Annotated in this window: 16 protein-coding genes; 5 read left to right on the top strand and 11 right to left on the bottom strand. The window is 73.6% G+C overall.

The window, feature by feature from the left end:
* Nucleotides 1-164: 164 nt before the first annotated feature.
* Nucleotides 165-866, bottom strand: a complete 702-nt coding sequence (locus PYR91_RS28980) for a hypothetical protein (protein WP_279784845.1) — start codon at nucleotides 864-866, stop codon at nucleotides 165-167.
* A gap of 186 nt (nucleotides 867-1,052) precedes the next feature.
* Between PYR91_RS28980 and PYR91_RS28975 the strand changes: the two genes are divergently transcribed.
* Together PYR91_RS28975 and PYR91_RS28970 are read left to right on the top strand one after the other, a co-directional pair.
* Nucleotides 1,053-2,174 (top strand): MBL fold metallo-hydrolase, encoded by a 1,122-nt coding sequence (locus tag PYR91_RS28975; protein ID WP_279784843.1) that lies wholly within the window; start codon nucleotides 1,053-1,055, stop codon nucleotides 2,172-2,174.
* Nucleotides 2,175-2,308: 134 nt separating this feature from the next.
* Nucleotides 2,309-3,802, top strand: a complete 1,494-nt coding sequence (locus PYR91_RS28970) for an amidohydrolase family protein (RefSeq protein ID WP_279784841.1) — start codon at nucleotides 2,309-2,311, stop codon at nucleotides 3,800-3,802.
* A 131-nt stretch (nucleotides 3,803-3,933) separates the two neighbouring features.
* Here the strand turns inward: PYR91_RS28970 and PYR91_RS28965 are convergent, their stop codons facing one another.
* The 3 genes from PYR91_RS28965 to PYR91_RS28955 form a co-directional block, all read right to left on the bottom strand.
* Nucleotides 3,934-4,692 carry a DUF2071 domain-containing protein gene (locus PYR91_RS28965; protein ID WP_279784839.1) on the bottom strand — a complete coding sequence of 253 codons (759 nt, stop codon included), beginning with the start codon at nucleotides 4,690-4,692 and terminating at the stop codon, nucleotides 3,934-3,936.
* A 186-nt stretch (nucleotides 4,693-4,878) separates the two neighbouring features.
* Nucleotides 4,879-6,717: a CheR family methyltransferase gene (locus PYR91_RS28960; protein ID WP_279784837.1), complete on the bottom strand. Its 1,839-nt coding sequence runs from the start codon at nucleotides 6,715-6,717 to the stop codon at nucleotides 4,879-4,881.
* 9 nt (nucleotides 6,718-6,726) lie between these two features.
* Complete coding sequence (locus tag PYR91_RS28955) at nucleotides 6,727-7,764, bottom strand: chemotaxis protein CheB (RefSeq protein WP_279784835.1); 1,038 nt, start codon at nucleotides 7,762-7,764, stop codon at nucleotides 6,727-6,729.
* 216 nt (nucleotides 7,765-7,980) lie between these two features.
* Between PYR91_RS28955 and PYR91_RS28950 the strand changes: the two genes are divergently transcribed.
* The gene (locus PYR91_RS28950; RefSeq protein WP_279784833.1) at nucleotides 7,981-8,679 is read left to right on the top strand and encodes an STAS domain-containing protein; all 699 of its coding nucleotides are present in this window, start codon (nucleotides 7,981-7,983) and stop codon (nucleotides 8,677-8,679) included.
* Nucleotides 8,680-8,854: 175 nt separating this feature from the next.
* On the opposite strand, the gene PYR91_RS28945 is transcribed toward PYR91_RS28950, so the two are convergent.
* The 6 genes from PYR91_RS28945 to PYR91_RS28920 all read right to left on the bottom strand — a co-directional run bounded on the left by PYR91_RS28945 (nucleotide 8,855) and on the right by PYR91_RS28920 (nucleotide 15,766).
* On the bottom strand, nucleotides 8,855-9,604 hold the full coding sequence (locus PYR91_RS28945; protein ID WP_279784831.1) for a ribonuclease HII: 750 nt from the start codon (nucleotides 9,602-9,604) through the stop codon (nucleotides 8,855-8,857).
* Between the two features lie 115 nt (nucleotides 9,605-9,719).
* The gene (locus tag PYR91_RS28940) at nucleotides 9,720-11,588 is read right to left on the bottom strand and encodes a glycoside hydrolase family 9 protein (RefSeq protein ID WP_279784829.1); all 1,869 of its coding nucleotides are present in this window, start codon (nucleotides 11,586-11,588) and stop codon (nucleotides 9,720-9,722) included.
* Between the two features lie 325 nt (nucleotides 11,589-11,913).
* On the bottom strand, nucleotides 11,914-12,372 hold the full coding sequence (locus PYR91_RS28935) for a nucleoside deaminase (protein ID WP_279784827.1): 459 nt from the start codon (nucleotides 12,370-12,372) through the stop codon (nucleotides 11,914-11,916).
* 138 nt (nucleotides 12,373-12,510) lie between these two features.
* Nucleotides 12,511-13,173, bottom strand: a complete 663-nt coding sequence (locus tag PYR91_RS28930) for an FMN reductase (RefSeq protein ID WP_279784825.1) — start codon at nucleotides 13,171-13,173, stop codon at nucleotides 12,511-12,513.
* Between the two features lie 28 nt (nucleotides 13,174-13,201).
* A complete protein-coding gene (locus PYR91_RS28925; RefSeq protein WP_279785107.1) occupies nucleotides 13,202-14,320 on the bottom strand; it encodes an LLM class flavin-dependent oxidoreductase in 1,119 nt (372 codons plus the stop codon).
* Between the two features lie 234 nt (nucleotides 14,321-14,554).
* Nucleotides 14,555-15,766, bottom strand: coding sequence for a hypothetical protein (locus tag PYR91_RS28920; protein WP_279784823.1), 1,212 nt, complete (start codon nucleotides 15,764-15,766; stop codon nucleotides 14,555-14,557).
* Between the two features lie 158 nt (nucleotides 15,767-15,924).
* Between PYR91_RS28920 and PYR91_RS28915 the strand changes: the two genes are divergently transcribed.
* Both PYR91_RS28915 and PYR91_RS28910 read left to right on the top strand, forming a co-directional pair.
* A complete protein-coding gene (locus tag PYR91_RS28915; RefSeq protein ID WP_279784822.1) occupies nucleotides 15,925-16,419 on the top strand; it encodes a hypothetical protein in 495 nt (164 codons plus the stop codon).
* 226 nt (nucleotides 16,420-16,645) lie between these two features.
* Complete coding sequence (locus PYR91_RS28910) at nucleotides 16,646-17,971, top strand: HAMP domain-containing sensor histidine kinase (RefSeq protein WP_279784820.1); 1,326 nt, start codon at nucleotides 16,646-16,648, stop codon at nucleotides 17,969-17,971.
* An 88-nt stretch (nucleotides 17,972-18,059) separates the two neighbouring features.
* On the opposite strand, the gene PYR91_RS28905 is transcribed toward PYR91_RS28910, so the two are convergent.
* Complete coding sequence (locus tag PYR91_RS28905) at nucleotides 18,060-18,893, bottom strand: class I SAM-dependent methyltransferase (RefSeq protein WP_279784818.1); 834 nt, start codon at nucleotides 18,891-18,893, stop codon at nucleotides 18,060-18,062.
* Nucleotides 18,894-18,908 lie beyond the last annotated feature (15 nt).

Genomic DNA, 18,908 nt, shown 5'->3' with positions numbered 1-18,908 from the left:
CGCCCCAGAATGGGCGCGCCGGGGGAGGCCGCGCATCGGGAGGACCCCCCTAGGCATAAGGGGATCCCACCGTGGGCCTCCCTTAGACCGCCGCCTCTGGGTGGGACGTTCACCCAGGTCAGGGGCTTGCGCGATATTGGGGGGTCGGCCCGCCGGGGGCCGGCTCAGGCGGTGCCGATCTTCTTGAACGAGTACTTGATCGAACAGCCGCCGTCGCCGCTTCCCCACCACGACATGCTGCGAGGCAGCGGGTCGTTCAGGGTCTGGAGCTGGGCCTCGGTGAAGGGCTCGGTGGTCACGTTGGCCTTGCAGATGTCGTCGTCGGGGGACAGCTCGTCGTAGTCCTTGATGTGCACGCCGGTGTAGATCCGGTCATCGGGGCGCACGGACAGGACGATCCGGTGGTTGTTCTTCCCGTGGGGGCCGCCGCAGACCGAGTAGGTGGTCGACGGGCACATGACCACGTCCTTGAAGTTGTAGATCTTGGTGTCGTGGACGCGCTTGAGACAGTTGTCGCCGAAGCCGGTGCCGGAGTCCCAGGGCACCCCCGGGTAGGTCTCGCACCATGAGCCCGGGTTCACGAAGCGCGCGATGTTCCGGACCTCCCCCGTGTGGCTGTTGTCCGGCGCGAAGGCCTGCGCGGAGAGCGAGGCGTAGACCTCGGCGTAGTCGCACGCGCTCTCGCCCATGCAGTCGTCGATCGACACGGGGCTGTACTCGGTGAACGTGACCTCGATCTGGTAGACGGTGGCCGGGCCCGAGGCCGCGCCGGCCCGGGCGCTCGCCGTGCCGCCGGCGAGGGGCGACAGGCCGAGTACGGCCAGCGTCACCAGCAGGGCCGTACGCCCCGCGTGCCGAGCTCTCATGAGAATGCCTTTCCGGGAGAGGGTGTGTCCTGGCAGACGTTAGGAGCGCCCGCTGAGAACGCCGTGACACCGCGATGACGGCGACCGCCTGTCCGGCGCGCCGTCCGCGGCGCCCGACCGGCAGGATGGGAACACCGGCGCCCGCCCGAGCGGTTCGACCGGAGGAAGCCGATTGCGGGGGTGGGGATGACGGGAAGCCGAACGGCCCGGCGCGTGCTGGCCGGTGGCGCGGCCGTGGCCGCGGCCGGATGGGCGCTGCGCGACGTCGCGGCCGAGCTGGGAGCGCGGCCCCTGCGGGAGGACGGTCCCCGGGCCGCCCGCATCCGGCGCTCGCCGCAGTTCGCCGACGGCGTGTTCCGCAACCCGATGCCCGGGGAGACGAGGGTGCCGTCCGGGCCGCCGCCGCGCTTCTTCCGGGAGCTGCTCACCGGCCGCGAGGGGCGCAGGCCGTCCGGGCCGGTGCCGCTGGCGGCGCCGCGGCTCGGGGGGCCGGCGGCCGACGGGCTGGCGGTCGTCTGGTTCGGCCACGCCTCGACGCTGGTCGAGATCGAGGGGCGGCGCGTCCTGTTCGACCCGGTGTGGAGCACGCGGGTGTCGCCGACGCGGCTCGTGGGGCCCAGGCGGCTGCACCCGGTGCCGGTGGCGCTGGCCGCGCTGCCCCGGGTCGACGCCGTCGTCATCTCGCACGACCACTACGACCACCTCGACCTGGCGACGGTGCGGGCCCTCACCCGAGCCCAGCAGGCGCCGTTCCTGGTGCCGCTCGGCATCGGCGCGCACCTTTCGAGGTGGGGCGTGCCGGGTGACCGCGTCATCGAGCTCGACTGGGAGGAGGAGGCCGAGGTCGCCGGGTTGCGGTTCACCGCGACGGCGGCGCGGCACTTCTCCGGCCGTTCCTTCTCCCGCAACGACACCCTGTGGGGCTCGTGGGCGGTGGCGGGCCCGAACCGGCGGGTGTTCTACGCCGGTGACTCCGGCTACTTCGACGGCTACGCCCGCATCGGCGCCGACCACGGCCCGTTCGACCTGACGCTGATGCCGGTCGGCGCCTACAGCCCCGCCTGGCCCGACATCCACATGGACCCCGAGGAGGCGGTCGAGGCTCATGTGCGGCTCGGCGGTGAGCTGATGCTGCCGGTGCACTGGGCGACGTTCACGCTGGCCCTGCACCCGTGGGGTGAGCCGGTCGACCGGTTGTGGCGCGAGGCCAAGGCCCGCGACGTTCGTGTCGTCGTCCCCCGCCCGGGCGACCGCGTCGACGCCGGGGCGCCCCCGGCGGTGGACGGCTGGTGGGAGACCCTGGCCTGAGCCCGGCCGGGTCCGCCTCCCCGCTCCGCGCAAGGCGCGCGGGCATAAGCGGGGTTTGAGGTGATATGTCTATCTGCTGCGGGGCGCAGGCGCCCGGCAGACGATGGGCGAGCGCCCGGAGGACGGTGGGGACGTTGGCGGAACCCGCGCACGCCGCGCACACGCTGGTGCGTGAGGTGCGCGTCGAACCGGACGGCCCGATGTGCGACGTGCGGCTCTCCGGCGGGCGGGTGGCCTCCATCCGCCCGGCGGGAGAGCCGGCGGACGGCGCCCGGGTCGTCGACGGGCGCGGCGGGACGCTGCTGCCCGGCCTGGTCGACGCGCACGCGCACATGGCCCAGTGGGCCGCCGCCCGGCGCAGGGTCTCCCTGGCCGCGGCCGGGTCGGCCGCCGAGGCCGCCGGCCTGGTGGCCGCCGCGGTGGGCACGGCCGCCGGCGACGGCCGCGGCCCGGTGGTCTTCGGCGCCCACTTCAGCGACGGGCTGTGGCCCGACCGCCCACACAAGGACCTGCTCGAACGCGCCGTGCCGGGCCACCCGGTGGCGCTGTTCAGCAACGACCTGCACGCCTGCTGGCTCAGCCCCGCGGCCCTCGCCCTGGTCGGGCGCGGCGACCACCCCACGGGCGTGTTCGTGGACACCGAGTGCATGGAGATCACCGCCGCGCTGCCGCAGGCCTCCACCGAGACGCAGGATCGGTGGGTGCTGGACGCGACCCACGAGGCGGCGGCCCGCGGCGTGACCGGCGTCATCGACTTCGAGTACACCGACACCGTCGTGGACTGGACGCGGCGCCTGGCTGCCGGGACGCCGTCCGTGCGGGTCGCGTGCACCGTCGCCAGGCCGGTGCTGGACGCCGCGATCGAACGCGGGCACCGCACCGGCGACCCGGTCGCGGGGTCGGCGGGCCTGCTGGAGGTCGGCCCGTTCAAGCTGTTCGTCGACGGGTCGCTCAACACCCGGACGGCCTACTGCCACGACCCCTACCCCGGCGAGGACGGAACCGGGCAGCTCGTGACGGCGCCGGAGGAGCTGGTCGCGCTGATGCGGCGGGCCGCGGGCCACGGCGTCCTCCCCGCCGTGCACGCGATCGGCGACCTCGCCGCCGCCATCGCGCTGGACGCGTTCGCCGAGGTCGGCTGCCGGGGCCGCATCGAGCACGCGCAGCTGCTCAGCCCGGGCGACGTGCGCCGCTTCGCCGAGCTGGGCGTGACGGCCGGCGTGCAGCCCGCGCACGCGCCCGACGACCGCGACGTGGCCGACCGCTACTGGGCGGGTCGCACCGGGCGGGCGTTCGCCTACGCCGCGCTGCTCGCCGCCGGGGCCAGGCTGGAGATCGGCTCGGACGCCCCGGTGTCGCCGCTGGACCCCTGGCGCGGCATCGCCGCCGCGGTGACCCGGACGGCGGACGAACGGCCGCCGTGGCACGCCGAGCAGGCGATCCCGGTGGAGGCCGCCCTGGCCGCCGCCAGCGCCGGGCGCGACCGGGTGCGGGCCGGCGACCGCGCCGACCTGGTCGTGACCGGAGCCGACCCCCGCCGGGTGCCCCCGGCCGAGCTGCCCCACCTGCCCATCGTGGCGACCCTGCTGGCCGGCCGCCCGACCTACGTGGCCGACGGATGGTCGTGAGCGCCTGCGCCGCCTGACGGGGCGTCCAGGCCGACTCCCGGTGCGGAGCCCCGCCCTGGAACGGCGGCTGGACGGGCCCGTGTGGGCGGCAGGGGCGGGCTCGGCGCGTGCTCCCTCGGGTTCCGCGCCGGTCAGCTCGCGGTCGTGGGGTCGGGCGGCGTCGCGGGCGGGCCGGCCCAGTGCCACATGCCCACCCGGACCGGCACGCCGGGGGAGGCGTACACGATCGGGTCGCCGCCGGGGGCGGGCAGGCCACCCGCCTGAAGGAGGTGCTGCCTGAGGCCGAGCAGCCGGGCGGCGCGCAGCGGCCAGGGCGGGTGCTCCACCCGGGCCGTCGCCAGCCTGCCGGCGACCCGGGTGAACAGCCGGTAGCGCTCGGTCAGGAAGAACTCCGGCTCGCCGGGGCGCGACGGCGCCAGCGGCTCCCCGGCCTCGACGTCGGCGTCCGCGCGGGCGCCGGTGGTGCCGGGGCCCAGCCGCCGGCACCGGTACACGAACCGCTCGCCCTCGGCGCGGACCGACATGGCCGACCAGTGGTAGGGCAGCCCGTACCCGGCGCGGGCCCCCGCGACCGCGGCCAGGCGGCCGGCGTCCAGCGACAGGAACCACAGCCCGCTGCGCCCGTGGGCGTCCGTGACGTACGTGCGCACGTTCGTCTCGGGGAAGCGCGACAGCCACGGCACGGCCGGCAGCCCGGGGGCGCGCACGTCCTCCATGCGGAACGCGGTGAGCCCGACGTACGCGGAGCCGTCGAAGGTCTCGGCAGTGAGGCCGTCCGGCAGCAGCCGCTGGACGGCGGCGGGCGAGTAGCGCCAGTGGACGAAGGTCATGTCGGACCAGCGGTGGAGCATGACCGGCCGGGCCACCCCCGGGGAATGTGAGACACGCATGGTCGGGGCCCTACCCCGATCTGGGTAGGGGCCCGACCATGGAGCGTAGATACACGATCCGCCCCGCCGGCGGCGCCGCCGGGTGCCTGATGATGATTCTGTTCTCGATCGCGGCATCCGTGCTGCTCACGATCCTGGTGAACATGTTCCTGCGCTGAACCGGCCCGTGGGCCCCGGCGCCCGCGGTCACAGCAGGTTCATCACCAGGATCAGGCCGTGCACCGAGGCGTCGTCCTTGCGCAGGGTGAAGACGTCGACGTCGAGTTTCGCCGCCCTGCCCCGCCGGTTCACGGCGTCCACGGTGATCCGCACGATCTGGTCGCCCTCGGCGTCCGGGCCGCCGTCGATGCCTCGCCGCAGGTCGCCCATGATCTTGTCCACGGGGAGGCCGATGTCGAGCGCCGACAGATGGCGCCCCGTCACCTCCTCGGCCCGCACCCCCCACAGCTCCTCGGCGCCCGGGCTCCACATCAGCACGCGCAGCTCGTCGTCGACCACCGTCACCGCGTCGCCGAGGGAGCGCACCACCGACGCCACGAAACTGTTGGCCCGGTCGAGGTCGCTGCTGCGGGAGTTCAGCGTGTCGTTGATGTGTTGCAGCTCGTCGTTGCTCGACTGGAGCTCCTCGTTGATGGTCTCGAGCTCCTCGTTGGTCGACTGGAGCTCCTCGTTGGTGGTCTCGAGCTCCTCGTTGGTCGACTGGAGCTCCTCGTTGGTGGTCTCGAGCTCCTCGTTCAGAGACTGCAGTTCCTCGTAGGCGTGCTCCAGCGCCTTATTGGTCTGCTCCAGCTCGTCGCGCAGCATGCGGTAGCGGGTGACGTCGTGGAAACTGATGATCACGCCGACCAGCTCACCGCCCGGCCTCTGCAAGGGCACGACGAGGATGTCGAAGATATCGGCCTTGGCGGCACCCGGCCGGTGCCAGGAGACGTCCCGCAGCTCGGCCGGGCGCAGCTCCTGCTCCACCCGCTGGATGACCGACCGCAGCTCCACGGGCCGGTAGGACACCTCGAGATCCTGGAACGGGCGACCGGCGTCGCGGACGTTCAGGTTGAACAGGGCCTCGGCGCGCGAGTTGATCAACCTCAGCCGCCCGGTGCCGTCCAGCGCGATCTGTGCCACCGGTCCGGCGGCCAGGGCGGCGGCGCGAAGCTCCTCGACGGTGTCACGCTGTCCGGTGTCCGGCGGCCAGGCGACCCGCCCTCCGGCCCGCGGCCCGATCTTCCTGAACAAGCGGATGCGAAGGTCGACGGGTTCGAACCGGTCGGCGTGGTTGAGCAGCATCTCGGCCTTGCCCAGGAACAGATACCCGAGGTCGGTGAGCGCGAAGTGGAACCTGCGGACGATGCTCAGCTGTGTCTCGGTGTTGAAGTACATCAGGGTGTTGCGGGCCAGCAGCAGGTCGACCCGGGAGATCGGGGCGTCCCTGGTGAGGTCGTTGCGCCCGAAGATGAGCTGGCGGCGAAGGTCGCGGCGGAAGGCCAGCCCGCCCTCGACCCGCTCGAAGTACTTCTCGCGCAGGGAATCGGGCACGTCGGTGAGCTGGCGTTCGGAGTAGACGGCGGCACGGGCGATCTGGAGGGCCTTCTCGTCGAGGTCGGTCGCGTAGATCTTGACCCGTTCGCCGAACTCCTCCACGCCGAGCTCCTCGGCGAAAGCCATCGCCAGGCTGTAGGCCTCCTCACCGGTGGCGCAGCCCGCGCTCCACACCCGGATCATCTTTCCGGTGCCCTTGGCGTTCATCAGCGAGGGGATCACGGTGCGGCGCAGAACCTGCCAGGCCTGCGGATCGCGGAAGAACGCGGTCACGTTGATCAGAAGGCTCTCGAAGAGCCTGCCGAACTCCTCCGGTTCCATCTCCAGGTAGTCGCGGTACTCGCTGTAGTGCTGGAGCCTGAGCGTCTCGAGCCGCCGGCCGATGCGGCGTTGGAGCGTCGTCCGCTTGTACCCGGTGAAGTCGAAGCCCCGGGTCTCCTTCAGCATCATCAAGAGGTCGTCGAAGTCGCGTTCCGCGCCCGCGTTCACCCGAACACCTTATCGCCGATGCGTTGCGTTGTCGTGCGGTGGCGAATCGTCACCTGGGACGCCGATCTTGGTCTGCAGGACGCGCAGCGTGGCGAGCGCCTCCTCATCCTGGTCTGCCTGCTCGCGGAACCGGCGGGCGGAGTGGTTCTGCCCCCGCTGCTCGAAGGATGCGATCATGCGCTGCGTGACGCGGAGGCGCTCCTCCAGCCTCAGGATCGCGACCCAGAAGGCCCGTTCCACCGCCTCCGCCTGCCCGTCGGCCATGCCGTCCAAGGACCAGGAGTGCCCGACCAGGCACTCGTAGCGCACCGTCTCGCGCTCGTCCTCGTAGAGTGGCCCGTTGCACTCGGGACAGGTGAACGTGCTGAAACGGCCGCTTGGCAAGCCGTCGGGGCCGCCTGACATGTACACGGACACTTCCCGTGCGATCTCCGGATCCACCGTATCGATCTCGGCCGTGCCGACCGGCGTACGGGCCTGACGGGCGATCCACTCGGCGATCTCCTTGACCGTGCCCGCCATCGGCCGCCCGGCCGCCGCCAACGCGGCCTTCGGCATGCCGTCGAACGCGCTGTCGTGGGGATTCAGCACCGCCACCGCACCGCCCCGGCGCTCCACCGCCGCGCATCCCCTCGCCCCGTCGTCGAGCGTCCCGCTCAGGACCACCGCGACCGTCCGAGGGCCACCGCCCTGGGCCGCGCTGAAGAACAGCGGGTCGGCGGCGGGCCGGTGCCCGTTGTGCCGCGGACCCCGCGTCAGGACGACCCGCTCGCCCTGACCGTCCACCAGGAGGTGGCGGTCGGCGGGCGCGACGTAGATTCGTCCGTGCTTGAGGACCTCGTCGTTCTCCGCGGTGGAGGCACTCAGCGGCCCGGCCCGGTCGAGGATGCCGGCCAGGGCGCTTCCCCCGCGCGGCGACAGGTGCAGGACCACCAGCACGGCGGCCTCCAGGTCACCGGGCAGCTCCGTCAGCAGCGCCCGCAAGGACTCCACCCCACCGGCCGAGGCCGCGACGACCACTAGGTCCCGCCCGGGAACGTCTGCCACGTGGGCTCCTCTTTCCACAAACCGCGGGCTCATGCCTGGAGGGTGAGATATCCGGGACCTTCCCTGGAAGACTGGTTCTCCAACGCTGAGAATATCGGTGAGGTAACGTCCGAGAAACCGCAAGTCCCTGGGCGTTCGCCCTTCGAAGGAAAGTGTCGGCGGCTCGCGCGGCGGGCCTCGGTCCAGGCAAGGGTAGGGCTCAGGATGGATCTTTCGGTGCGAGTGGTCGAACGCCGGCCACGTTCCGCGACGGTGGCCGTCGCCGGCGAGCTGGACGCCTCAGGCAGTCACCTCGTCGAGGGCGTACTGCAGCACCTGGTGGGCCAGGGGTGCGCGAACCTGCTCCTGGACGCCGGCGAGCTGCGCTTCTGCGACGTCACGGGCGCCCGCACCCTGGTCACGGTGCACGCCAGGCTGCGGCTGGAGGGCGGCGGGCTCGTCGTGCTGGCCCAACCCATGGTGTGCCGGTTGTTCGGCATGCTGTGGCCGGTGGACTCGCCAGCGCACCCCAGGGTGCTCAAGGCGGGCCCCTCCGAGACGACGACCACGCTCATCCGCCTTCCGGCGAAGCGTCACTTTCCCGTGTTCCGCGGCGTCGAACGGCCGCGCCCCCCGGCACGGCAGGCGGCGGGCCGGCGGGCGACGAGCCGCCCCGAGCCGCCGGAGGACGCTTTGGAGCGTTCGAGGCGGCTCCGGCGGCAGGCGGAGGCGCGCCTCCAGATCATGCGGGAGAAGGCGGAGATCGTCTTGTCCACGATGGCCGAGGTCCACGACCGGCTCGCCGGCCTGCACGGCAGGCTGCCGGCCAGCGGCGGCTCCGGCGCGGCCTGCGGCCTCCCCTGCGACGGTGAGACCCACCACCGCAAGGCCGAGGAGTGCCGCCGCCGCGCCGCCGACTACTCCGTCTCCCAGTAACCGCCACGCCTCCGCTCGCCCGGGCGTCGCCTCTCCTTCCGCGAGCGGGGGTGCGGCCCGGCGCGGATCGCGAGCGAGGCGGCGGCGCCGACCCGTACGGCCGGGTGGTTCAGGTCGGCTCGGCACGGCGGCGGTTCGGCAGGGCGGTCGGCGCGGGTCGCGTGCGGAGGGCGGGTCAGAGCAGGGAGAGTTGGCCGGATCCGGCCAGGGGGTCGCGGCGTCTCCTCAGGTGCCGCCACCGGGGCAGGTCGTCCAGGTACGACCACGACAGCCGGTGGTGCGGGGTGGGCCCGTGCTCGGCGAGGGCCCGCTGGTGGACCGGCGAGGGGTAGCCGGCGCTGGTGGCGAACCCGTACCCCGGATGGCCGGGCTCAAGGGCGGCCATCAGCCGGTCGCGGTGCACCTTGGCCAGCACCGACGCCGCCGCGACCGTCACCGAGCGCCGGTCGGCCCCGATCTCGCAGCGCACCCGCCACGAACGCCCGAGGAAGTCCTGGTCGCCGTCGAGGATCACCAGGTCGGGACGCTCCGGCAGCGCTTCGAGCGCCCGCACCGCCGCCCGCCGCAGCGCTTCGGTCATGCCCACCTCGTCGATCTCCCGCGGGCTCGCCTCGCCGATCGCGTGGCCGGCCAGCCAGCCGGGAAGCACCTCGGCGAAGCCCTCGCGGTGCGCGGCGGAAAGCAGCTTGGAGTCGGTGAGCCGGACGGGCCGCCCGCCGCGCCCGGCCAGCTCGGGCGGCGGCCCGAGATCGGTGACGGCGGCGCAGACCACCACCGGCCCCGCCCAGGCCCCCCGCCCGACCTCGTCCACCCCGGCGATCCGCACCGCCCCGGCGTCGCGCAGTTCCCGCTCGATCTCGTAGTCGGCCGGCCGGCGCGCCCGCCGAGGCGCCGCCTTGTCGAGTCCCGGAAGCGCGTCGGTCATCGCGCCATCATGGCAGTGCCCCGCCCTCGCCACGCCGTGTTCCCCGGCCTCCGCGCCGGTCCGGCGCCTGCCCTCCGGCCGTCCCCGCCCCGCCGTGGAGGACGGGGGCGTCGGGCTAGTCGTTGGACATCAGGGTGAGGGCGTACAGGGCTATGGCGGCGAAGTCGTCGGCCGGCTCGGACGCCTGCCAGGAGCGCACGTCGTCGACGTAGCGCGAGCCGCGGCCGGTGAAGGGCTCGTAGCGGTCCACGCCGTCGGCCGGGCAGGGACGCATCCCGTCCATGTGGTCGCCGAGGCCGTCGGCGAACAGGTCCTCGCTGTTGGGGCCGTTCACGACGGCGCCGGTCGCCACCGGGGGGCGGCCGTCGAGGCGTCCGTTGAGGTTGGCGATCTGGTGGTGCGGGCAGCGCTCGAAGTTCTCGCCGGCGCCGACGACGAACGACACCCCCCAGGCGTTGGCGCCGAAGGTCCAGTTGCGCTGCTGGGTGCCGAACGCGTCGAAGGCGCGGTCGCCGCTCACCGACCGGTACAGCCGCGAGGTGGCGGCCAGCCCGAACGCGTGCGGCACGGCGTCGAACCCGTCGTAGACGGCCCCGGCGCGGAACGGGTCGGCGGCGGCGCGTTCGGCGCCGATCCGGAGCTGGGCCTTCAGATCGCCGAGCAGGGCGGCCTCGTCCACCGCCAGGCGTCCCGCGCCGCCGGAGCGCAGCGCGCGCACCAGGTCGGCGTGGCCGAGGGCGCTGACGTCGTACAGGTTGAGCGTGTCGCCCCCGGCGTCGTGCCGCAGGTACTGCGCGGCCCAGTGCGCGGCCTGCCGCAGCCACTGGCCGGCCCGCGGGTCGCCCAGCCGCTGGGCCGCCAGGGCCAGCTCCGCGCCGCCCAGCTCCATGTCGTCGCGCCACACGGACTCGGGGTAGAAGGCCCAGGGCAGGGAGGTGACGAGCCGGCCGACGTCCTCGGTGCGCGCCTGGGCGTAGACGGAGGCGGCCTTGCCCAGCAGCCTCCGGGCCTCGTCGCGGTCGGGCTCGACCTCCGCCGCCAGGGCGAACGCCGCGGCGGTGCGGCCGGCGAGGTTCGGGCTGATCAGGTGGCCGGGCGGGGCAGCGCGGAAGACCGGGCGCCGGCGGATGTAGCGGTTCTCCTCGCCGGTGCTGTGGTCGTCGGCCTCGGGCAGGCGCCAGACGTCGTGGTCGCCGGCGAACGTGCCCGCGGCGTCGCCCGCGCCGATGCCCACCTGGATGTAGAGGGTCTTGGACGTGTCGTCCCACATCTTGTCGAGCCACTTCAGGCCGTGCGCGGCCTCGGCGCGCAGGCGCGGGTCGGCCGCGGGGCCGCCGTCGCGCCGGGAGGCCAGCAGCAGGGTCTGCGCGTAGGCGATGATGTGGGTGAACTTCAGGTAGTCGCCGGCGTCGAACCAGCCGCCCTCGACGTCGACCTTCCCTCCGATCCTGGTCAGGTCGCCGGCGAGCTGGTCGGTGTCGGGCCCGGTGAAGGTGGGCCACTCGTAGACGGCGGCGGCGCGGTCGTTCAGGTGGCTGGGGCGCCGCCGCAGCGCGCCGGGCACCACGTCGGCCCCGTCGCGCTGCGAGCCGAAGAACGTCACGATGTTCGCGGCGGGGGCCGCGAACTGCCGGGCGGGCGCGACCGTGAACGGCTGAGAGGTCGCCAGGGCGGTGCGGACCCGGTAGTCGCCGGGCGCGCGCACCCGGCTGACGTCGATGGCGTAGACGTGCGGATAGCTGGGGCTCCAGGCGCCGAGGTCGGCCCCGGCCCGGCCGCGCAGCACCTCCCGGCCCTGCCGGTCGACCACGGCGAACGGCGTGCCGGCCGCGGGGCCGGTGGTCATCAGGTACGCCTGCTTGGGTTCGGACGGCGTGAAGCCGACCTGGTCGACCCGCACGTGGCCGGACACGGACTCCGCCGCGGCGGGGCTCCCGGAGGCCAGGAGTGCGAGGACGGATAGGGCGGCGAGAGTACGTCGCATCGGCGCTCCTGCGGGAAGAGTTAGGAAACCTTCCTAACGTTCTGGGAGGCAAGCTAGTCACAGGGGGCGCGCGGGGTCAAGAGCCCTCGGCCCCGGCGGCACGCCGATGCCGCTCGGGCCGCCGGGCCCGGCCGCGGCGCTCCGTGGCCCTCCTCGCCGTCGCGACGCCGGGGGAGCGTCAGACCGTGACGGCTCCCGGCTTCTCCGGGAGGCCGCCGGGGGGGCGTCAGACCGTGACGGGTCCGGCTTCTCCGGGAGGCGGCCGGGCGCGAGGACGGGCGGGCGGACGACCTCGCCGATCGGGACCGACTGATCGGGACAGATCTCACGGGGCCTGTCCGATGTCCTCGTTCCACAGGGCGGGGTTGGCGGCGATGAACGCGGTCATCAGCCCGGCGCACTCCTCGGAGTCCAGCAGCACCACCCGCACCCCGTGCTCGGCCAGCCACCGGTGCTGCCCACCGAAGGTGCGGCTCTCGCCGACCACCAGGCCGGTGATGCCGAACTGCCTGATCAGGCCGCTGCAGTACCAGCAGGGCGACAGAGTCGTCGCCATCGTGGTCCCCCGGTAGGTGCGCTGGCGGCCGGCGTCCCTGAACGCCGCCGTCTCGCCGTGGACGGAGGGGTCGCCGTCCTGGACGCGGCGGTTGCGGCCGCGCCCCAGCAGCCGCCCGTCCGCGCCGAACAGCGCGGCGCCGATCGGGACGCCGCCCTCGGCGTACCCCTTCCTGGCCTCCTCCAGCGCCACGGCCAGCATCTGCTCGGGAGTCACGGTTTCGCTCATACAGCGACTATCCCCGCGTGGGAGGGCTTGCAGAACCCGGCGGACGGCCTGTGAGGTCGCCGCCCGGCCCGGCAGGCGCGTCCACGCGCCGCCAGGCCACTCGTGACCGACCCGACGTTCGCGCGGCGGCGCCCCGGGTCAGCGGCCGTTGATCGGGCGCAGCGCGGCGAGCTGGCGCTCGAACGGCACCACGTTCTCGAAGGGCGCCGCCGTCCCGGCCGGCTCGGCGGCGGCCGGCTCAACGGCGGGCGGCCGGCGCGCCATCAGGCCGGCCAGCTCGCCCGCGGCGCGGGTGATGCGCGTGGCCAGGCCGTCGACGCCGGCGTCCCCGCTCGTGCCCCAGTCCTCCGAGGCGGCGTAGACGGCGGTCGGCACGGTGATCGCCCGCAGGTAGGAGAACATCGGGCGCAGCGCGTGCTCCAGGGCCAGCGAGTGGCGCGCCGTGCCGCCGGTGGCGCCCAGCACGACCGGCTTGCCGGCCAGCGCCGTGTTGTCGATCACGTCGAAGAACGACTTGAACAGCCCGCTGTAGGAGCCGGTGAAGATGGGCGTGACCGCGATGAGGCCGTCGGCCCCGGCGACGGCCTCGACGGCGTCACGCAGCGCCGGGGCGGGGAACCCGGTGACCAGGTTGTTGGCGATGTCGACGGCCAGGTCGCGCAGCTCCACCACGCGCACCTCGACCTCGTGTTCCTCGGCCAGCCGCAGCCGGGCCGCCTCCGCCAGCCTGTCGGCCAGCAGGCGCGTCGACGACGGCCGGCTGAGACCGGCGGTGACGGCGACCAGCTTCAGAGGGGTCATGCTGTTCTCCAGATACGGGGTGGGGCGGTCAGGAGGCGGAGCCGGCCGCGACGGTCGGCTCCCTGCCCGCCTCGGCGTCGCGGCGGGCGACCAGCGCCTGGTGGGTCGGCGCGTCGGGAACCTGGCTCGGCCGGTTCACGGCGAGCTCCTTGCGCAGCACGGGGAGCACCTCCTCGCCGAGGAGGTCGAGCTGCTCCAGCGCGGTCTTCAGGGGCAGGCCCGCGTGGTCCACCAAGAAGAGCTGACGCTGATAGTCGCCGACGTATTCCCGGAAGGTCAGCGTCTTGTCGATGATCTGCTGCGGGCTGCCGACCGTGAGCGGGGTCTGCTCGGTGAACTCCTCCAGCGACGGGCCGTGGCCGTAGACGGGCGCGTTGTCGAAGTAGGGGCGGAACTCGCGGACGGCGTCCTGGGAGTTCCTGCGCATGAAGATCTGCCCGCCGAGCCCGACGAACGCCTGCTCGGGCGTGCCGTGGCCGTAGTGCGCGAACCGCTGCCGGTACAGCGTGATCATGCGCTCGGTGTGCTCCTTGGGCCAGAAGATGTGGTTGGCGAAGAAGCCGTCGCCGTAGTAGGCGGCCTGCTCGGCGATCTCCGGGCTGCGGATCGAGCCGTGCCAGACGAACGGCGCGACGCCGTCCATCGGCCGGGGCGTGGAGGTGAAGCCCTGCAGCGGGGTGCGGAACCGCCCCTCCCAGTCGACGACGTCCTCGGTCCACAGCCGGCGCAGCAGCGCGTAGTTCTCGATGGCCAGTGCGATGCCGTTGCGGATGTCCTGCCCGAACCAGGGGTACACCGGCCCGGTGTTGCCCCGGCCCAGCATGAGGTCCACGCGCCCGTCGGCCAGGTGCTGGAGCATCGCGTAGTCCTCGGCGATCTTCACCGGGTCGTTGGTGGTGATCAGGGTGGTCGCCGTCGACAGCAGGAGCCGTTCGGTGCGCGCGGCGATGTAGCCGAGCATGGTGGTGGGCGACGACGGCACGAACGGCGGGTTGTGGTGCTCACCGGTCGCGAAGACGTCCAGGCCGATCTCCTCGGCCTTCAGGGCGAGGGCGACCATCGCCTTGATCCGCTCGCGCTCGCTCGGCGTCGTGCCGGTGGTGGGGTCGGTGGTGACGTCGCCAACGGTGAAGATCCCGAACTGGATCGCGGTCATCCGGATCCGCCCTCCCTGTCGATTGAAATTTCAACTACCTTAGCGCGGCGGCCCCCGCGCTTATTCCTCATCAGACGGTACCTGCGGCCACGGGACGGGCGCCGGGCGGGCGGGCCCGGACGGCCGTCTGGGGCGGGGCAGGAAAGGCTTCTCGGCCGGGTGAGCGGACGCGGCGCCGCCGGAAGACGGGAGGGACGCGGGGGAGCGGGGAGAGGGGCGCGGAGGTCAGGCGCGGGCGTCCCAGCGAGGGCCCGCGGGGGTGTCCTCCACCGTGACCCCTCCGGCGGCCAGGGCGTCGCGCACGGCGTCGGCGAGCTCGTAGGCGCCGGACTCGCGAAGGCGTAAGCGGAGCGCGACGAACGGCTCGACCAGGGGCGCGAGGCGTTCGGCGGGCTCGCGGGGGTCGGCCATGCGCCCGAGGCGGGAGACCAGGTGCCGCAGCAGTGTGCGCGCCTGCTCGACCCCGCCCTCGTCCTCCTCGGTGTCGGCGGCCCAGTGGGTGATCTCCGCTTCGAGGTCGAGCACGGCCTGGACGAGGCCCTCGGTGTCACGCCGCCCGGCGGCGGCCTCGAAGCCGGCCTCACACGCCCGGGCGCTCTCGGCCAGCGTCGCCCTCGACGGCGCGGGCGCGGCGGCGGCCGGCGCGCCGGGGGCCGGGGAGGCGAGGCCGCCCGCGCCCTTGGCCAGCTCGCGCAGCTCCGCCAGGCCGATCGTCGTGCCGGTGGGCAGGACGGTCTGCCCCTCCCTGCGGCGCACCGTCAGCCCGCCGCGCCCGCACACCTCGACGGTCTCGGCCCGGAAGTCCAGGATGATCGCCGTGTGCTCGTCGATGCCGAGCACCGCGGTGTCCTCGGGCAGCTCGCGCTCCATGACCGACAGCCTGCGCTCACCGAGGTAGCAGTAGCGGGTGTCGTGCGTGCCGCCCTCGGTGTTGTCGTAGTGGGGGATCACCGCCGCCGGGAGGTCGAGCGCGCCGAGCAGGTCGATGCCTTCGAGCCAGTGCGGCGGCGCGCCGACCTTGTAGATCTCGTAGACCGGGACGGCCACGACGCCCGCCGTGCAGGCCGCCGCCGAGGCGAGCACGGTGGCCCCCTGCCCCGACTGGACGCGCGCCCGCAGCTCGGCGCCCATCGGCGTGGCGGCCCAGCGCTCCAGGGCGAAGGTGGGGCTGCCTGGGCCGGAGAACACCCAGTCGGCCTCGCCGAGGGAGGCGGTCTCGCGGGCGACCTCGACGCCCAGGCCGACGCTGGTGGCGAAGTACCGCCGGGCGCGGGCGGAGATGTCGGCGGAGTTCTCCTGGAAGGCGTAGGGGGTGTCCAGCAGCAGGGCCCTGGGCGAGCCGCCGATTCTCCGGGCGATGGACCGATGGACTTCCACCATGGTCGGGCTGGTCTCGCCCGACCCGATGAGCACCAGCACTCCCGGTCGTCCCGGCATCGCACCCGCCTCCTCGCGCCGTCTCAGTCAAGCAGACCGGCGTCGAAATTCTCATCCCAAAGGCTTTGATGCTCGCGAACTGTTGTTGCATATTATTTGCAAGAGAGGAATGCGTTCGACGCGACCATGGCCGACGAGGAACAGGACAGGACAGGCACGTGGAAGAGCCCACCGTAAATCTGGCACCGGTCTCGGTCGAGACCCTGCTGCTGCGAGCGGACGCTTCCGGGCGCTGGTCGTATCGCCGCGTGGTCACCGCCAGGCGTCCCGGTGAGACGCCCGACGCCGCGGCGCGGCGGGTGGCGGGCGTGACGTCCGAGGCGGTGAGCGCGGTCGTCCACTCCACGAGCTGGCGCTACGAGCCCGACGGCGGCATCGTGCTGACCTACGCGGTGTGCCCCGACCCCGAGCCCGGCCTCGCGGCCACGGTGATGTCCGAGCTGCGGCTGGCCAGGGGCGGCGCCCCCGCCACCCCGGCCCCCGACGTCCTTGAGGTGGAGAACGTCGTCACCCACGCCATCCGCCACCTGGCCTTCCTCAAGAAGACCGACCCGGTGGTGTGCGCGGTGTTGCGGCAGACCCCCGAGATCGCCAAGGCCCTCGATCTCGCCTCTCCGTCCACGGCGGCCGAGATGACCGCCCGCGCGAGTTGATCCCCGGCCCCCATTTTTAGGTGTTTGCCGGGGAAACAGATTCCCATCGCTTAGATGCGGTTATAACCGGTAACGGACATCCGGTATCCGATGACCCCGTCCGTAGGGCCGGACGGCGCGGAGCGGCGCCCGCCGGCGTGGACGGCGCGCGACATCGGCCGGACGGTTGCTGGGGGCGTTGAAGGTGCGTGCGTGGCGGCGGTGGCCCATACGGATCCGCCTGGCCGTGATCGCCGGTGCGGTGACGGCCGGACTGTGCATGTTCGCGTCCGCCATCCTGCTGTTCACCTTCCGCGAGCTCGTCACCGAGTACCTGGGCGACGAGGTGTCGGCGGCCGGCGGCAGGGTGGCCATGGACCTCGAACGCGGCTCCCTGGTCAACCCGCTGACCGACGGGCAGATCCACGACATGCAGGTGCTGGACGCGGGGCGCCGGGTGGTCGCGGCGACCGCGCGCCTGCAGGGCCGGCCGCCGATGACCGAGCTCGTGCCGCCCGACGGCGACCGTTACACCCAGTCGGTGCTGTGCGACACCGCTCTGCCCGGCGAGGGCTGCCACATCGTGGTGGCGCGGCAGGTCTACCACTCGGGTCAGAACTGGACGATCTACAGCGCCTCCTCCGAGGTGCCGCCGCTGCTCCATCCGGGGCTGGTGGTGCTGCTGGCCGCCAGCACGGTGCTGTTCGTGGCCGTCGTGACCTACAGCAGCTACCGGGTGGTCACCGCGGCGCTGAACCCGGTGCACACCATCCAGGAGGAGCTGGAGGAGATCAACGAGACCACCCCCGACCGCCGGGTGCCGGTACGACGGCATCCCGACGAGTTCCACGACCTGGCCTCCAGCGTGAACCACACGCTGGAGCGGCTGCAGGCCGCGGTGGAGCAGCAGCGCCGGTTCGCCTCCGACGCCTCCCACGACCTGCGCAGCCCGATCACGTCCATGCGCGCCCAGGTGGAGGAGGCGCTGATGCTCCCCGGCGCCACCAGCGTGCAGACGATGAGCGCCTCGCTGCTCGGAGGGCTGGACCGGCTGGAGGGCATCGTGTCCGACCTGCTCACCATCGCCCGGCTGGACGCCGGCCTGCCCGGCTCCCAGGACCTGGTCGACCTGGGCGCCCTGGTCGACAACGAGCTGCGCGACCGGCGCTTCACCAAGGCCGTCCGGCGAGAACTTGCGGACGGCGTGCTCGTGGTGGGGGACCGGATGCGGCTGGCCCGGCTACTGGGCAACCTGCTGGACAACGCCGAGCGCCACGCCGGGCACGAGGTGACCGTCAAGGTGTACGCCGAACGCGTGGAGGGCGACCCGGCCTTCCCGGAGGGCGCCGCCGTCCTGGAGGTCCTGGACGACGGCGACGGCATCCCGCCCGACAAGCGGGACCTGGTGTTCCAGCGGTTCACCCGCCTGCCCGACGCGGTCGGCGGGGACGCCCACGGCACCGGCCTCGGGCTGCCGATCGCGCGGCAGATCGCCGAGGCCACCGGCGGCACCCTCACGCTGGCGCCCAGCGCCCGGGGCGCCCGGTTCGTCCTGCGGTTGCCTCCGGCGTGACCCGGCCGGCGCGCCCCGGCGGCCCGAGGCCCCACGCCGGGGCGTCCGCGGCGGCTCGGAGGCCTCGGTGGACGATCGGCCGGCTCCGCTAGGGGCGTCGCGCGCGGACCAGCCAGGCGGCCGAGCCGAGCTGCACGCCCTGCGGCGTCTCGTACGCCGCCAGGGCGTCGCGCATGGCGTCGACGGCCTTGGCCGCCGTGGGCTCGTCGACCTCCTCCAGCGGCGTGCGGATCGACGGGAGGCGGCGCAGGAAGTCGGCCGCGTCGGCGGCGTCGCCGCCGACCAGCACCGGCTCGGTCACCGGCGTGAGCACGACGTCGGCGAAGCCCGCGCCGCCGAGCAGGCCGCGCAGGCGCTCGGGGTCGCCGAGGGAGAAGGCGCCGGGAGCGGTCGACGGGCGCGGCGGCGTCGAGAGGTACGGGCTCATGGCCGAGAGCGGCACGACGCGGTGCTCGTTGGCGGCCATCTCCTGCCAGCACAGGAACACCAGGCGCCCGCCCGGGCGCAGCGCGCGGAAGAGGTTGGCGAACGCGGCCTCGGGGTCGTCGAAGAACATCAGGCCCAGACGGCTGATCACCACGTCGAACGCGGCCTCGGGGAAGTCGCGCACCTGGACGTCGGCCCGCTCGAAGCGCACGTTGCGCAGGCCCTCGCGCTCCACGCTCTCCCTGGCCCGGGCGAGCATCGGCTCGGACAGGTCGACGCCGAGCACCGAGCCCTCGGTCACGCGGGCGGCGGCCACCCGGGTGGTGAACCCGCACCCGCAGCCGGCGTCGAGCACGCGGTCGGCCGGCGCGAGCTCCATCGCGGCGACGAGGTGGGTGGTCAAGCGGCTGAGCATCACGTCGTAGCGCTCCTGGTGCGCGGCCCAGTACCTCCCGCCCTCGCCGTTCCACTCCTCGATCTGGCTGGTGTTGACCACGGAGATCCTCCTGTC

The sequence above is a fragment of the Sphaerisporangium sp. TRM90804 genome (genome assembly GCF_029846175.1).
In the GTDB taxonomy this organism is placed as follows: domain Bacteria; phylum Actinomycetota; class Actinomycetes; order Streptosporangiales; family Streptosporangiaceae; genus Sphaerisporangium.
Note: the sequence above shows the minus strand (reverse complement) of the source record. Positions and strands in the feature narration are given on the sequence as shown.

Excerpts from the sequence above, each read along its gene's own strand:
- PYR91_RS28980 (WP_279784845.1), bottom strand. The coding sequence starts at position 866 with ATGAGAGCTCGGCACGCGGGGCGTACGGCCCTGCTGGTGACGCTGGCC.
- PYR91_RS28975 (WP_279784843.1), top strand. The coding sequence starts at position 1,053 with ATGACGGGAAGCCGAACGGCCCGGCGCGTGCTGGCCGGTGGCGCGGCC.
- PYR91_RS28965 (WP_279784839.1), bottom strand. The coding sequence starts at position 4,692 with ATGCGTGTCTCACATTCCCCGGGGGTGGCCCGGCCGGTCATGCTCCAC.
- PYR91_RS28945 (WP_279784831.1), bottom strand. The coding sequence starts at position 9,604 with ATGACCGACGCGCTTCCGGGACTCGACAAGGCGGCGCCTCGGCGGGCG.
- PYR91_RS28940 (WP_279784829.1), bottom strand. The coding sequence starts at position 11,588 with ATGCGACGTACTCTCGCCGCCCTATCCGTCCTCGCACTCCTGGCCTCC.
- PYR91_RS28935 (WP_279784827.1), bottom strand. The coding sequence starts at position 12,372 with ATGAGCGAAACCGTGACTCCCGAGCAGATGCTGGCCGTGGCGCTGGAG.
- PYR91_RS28930 (WP_279784825.1), bottom strand. The coding sequence starts at position 13,173 with ATGACCCCTCTGAAGCTGGTCGCCGTCACCGCCGGTCTCAGCCGGCCG.
- PYR91_RS28920 (WP_279784823.1), bottom strand. The coding sequence starts at position 15,766 with ATGCCGGGACGACCGGGAGTGCTGGTGCTCATCGGGTCGGGCGAGACC.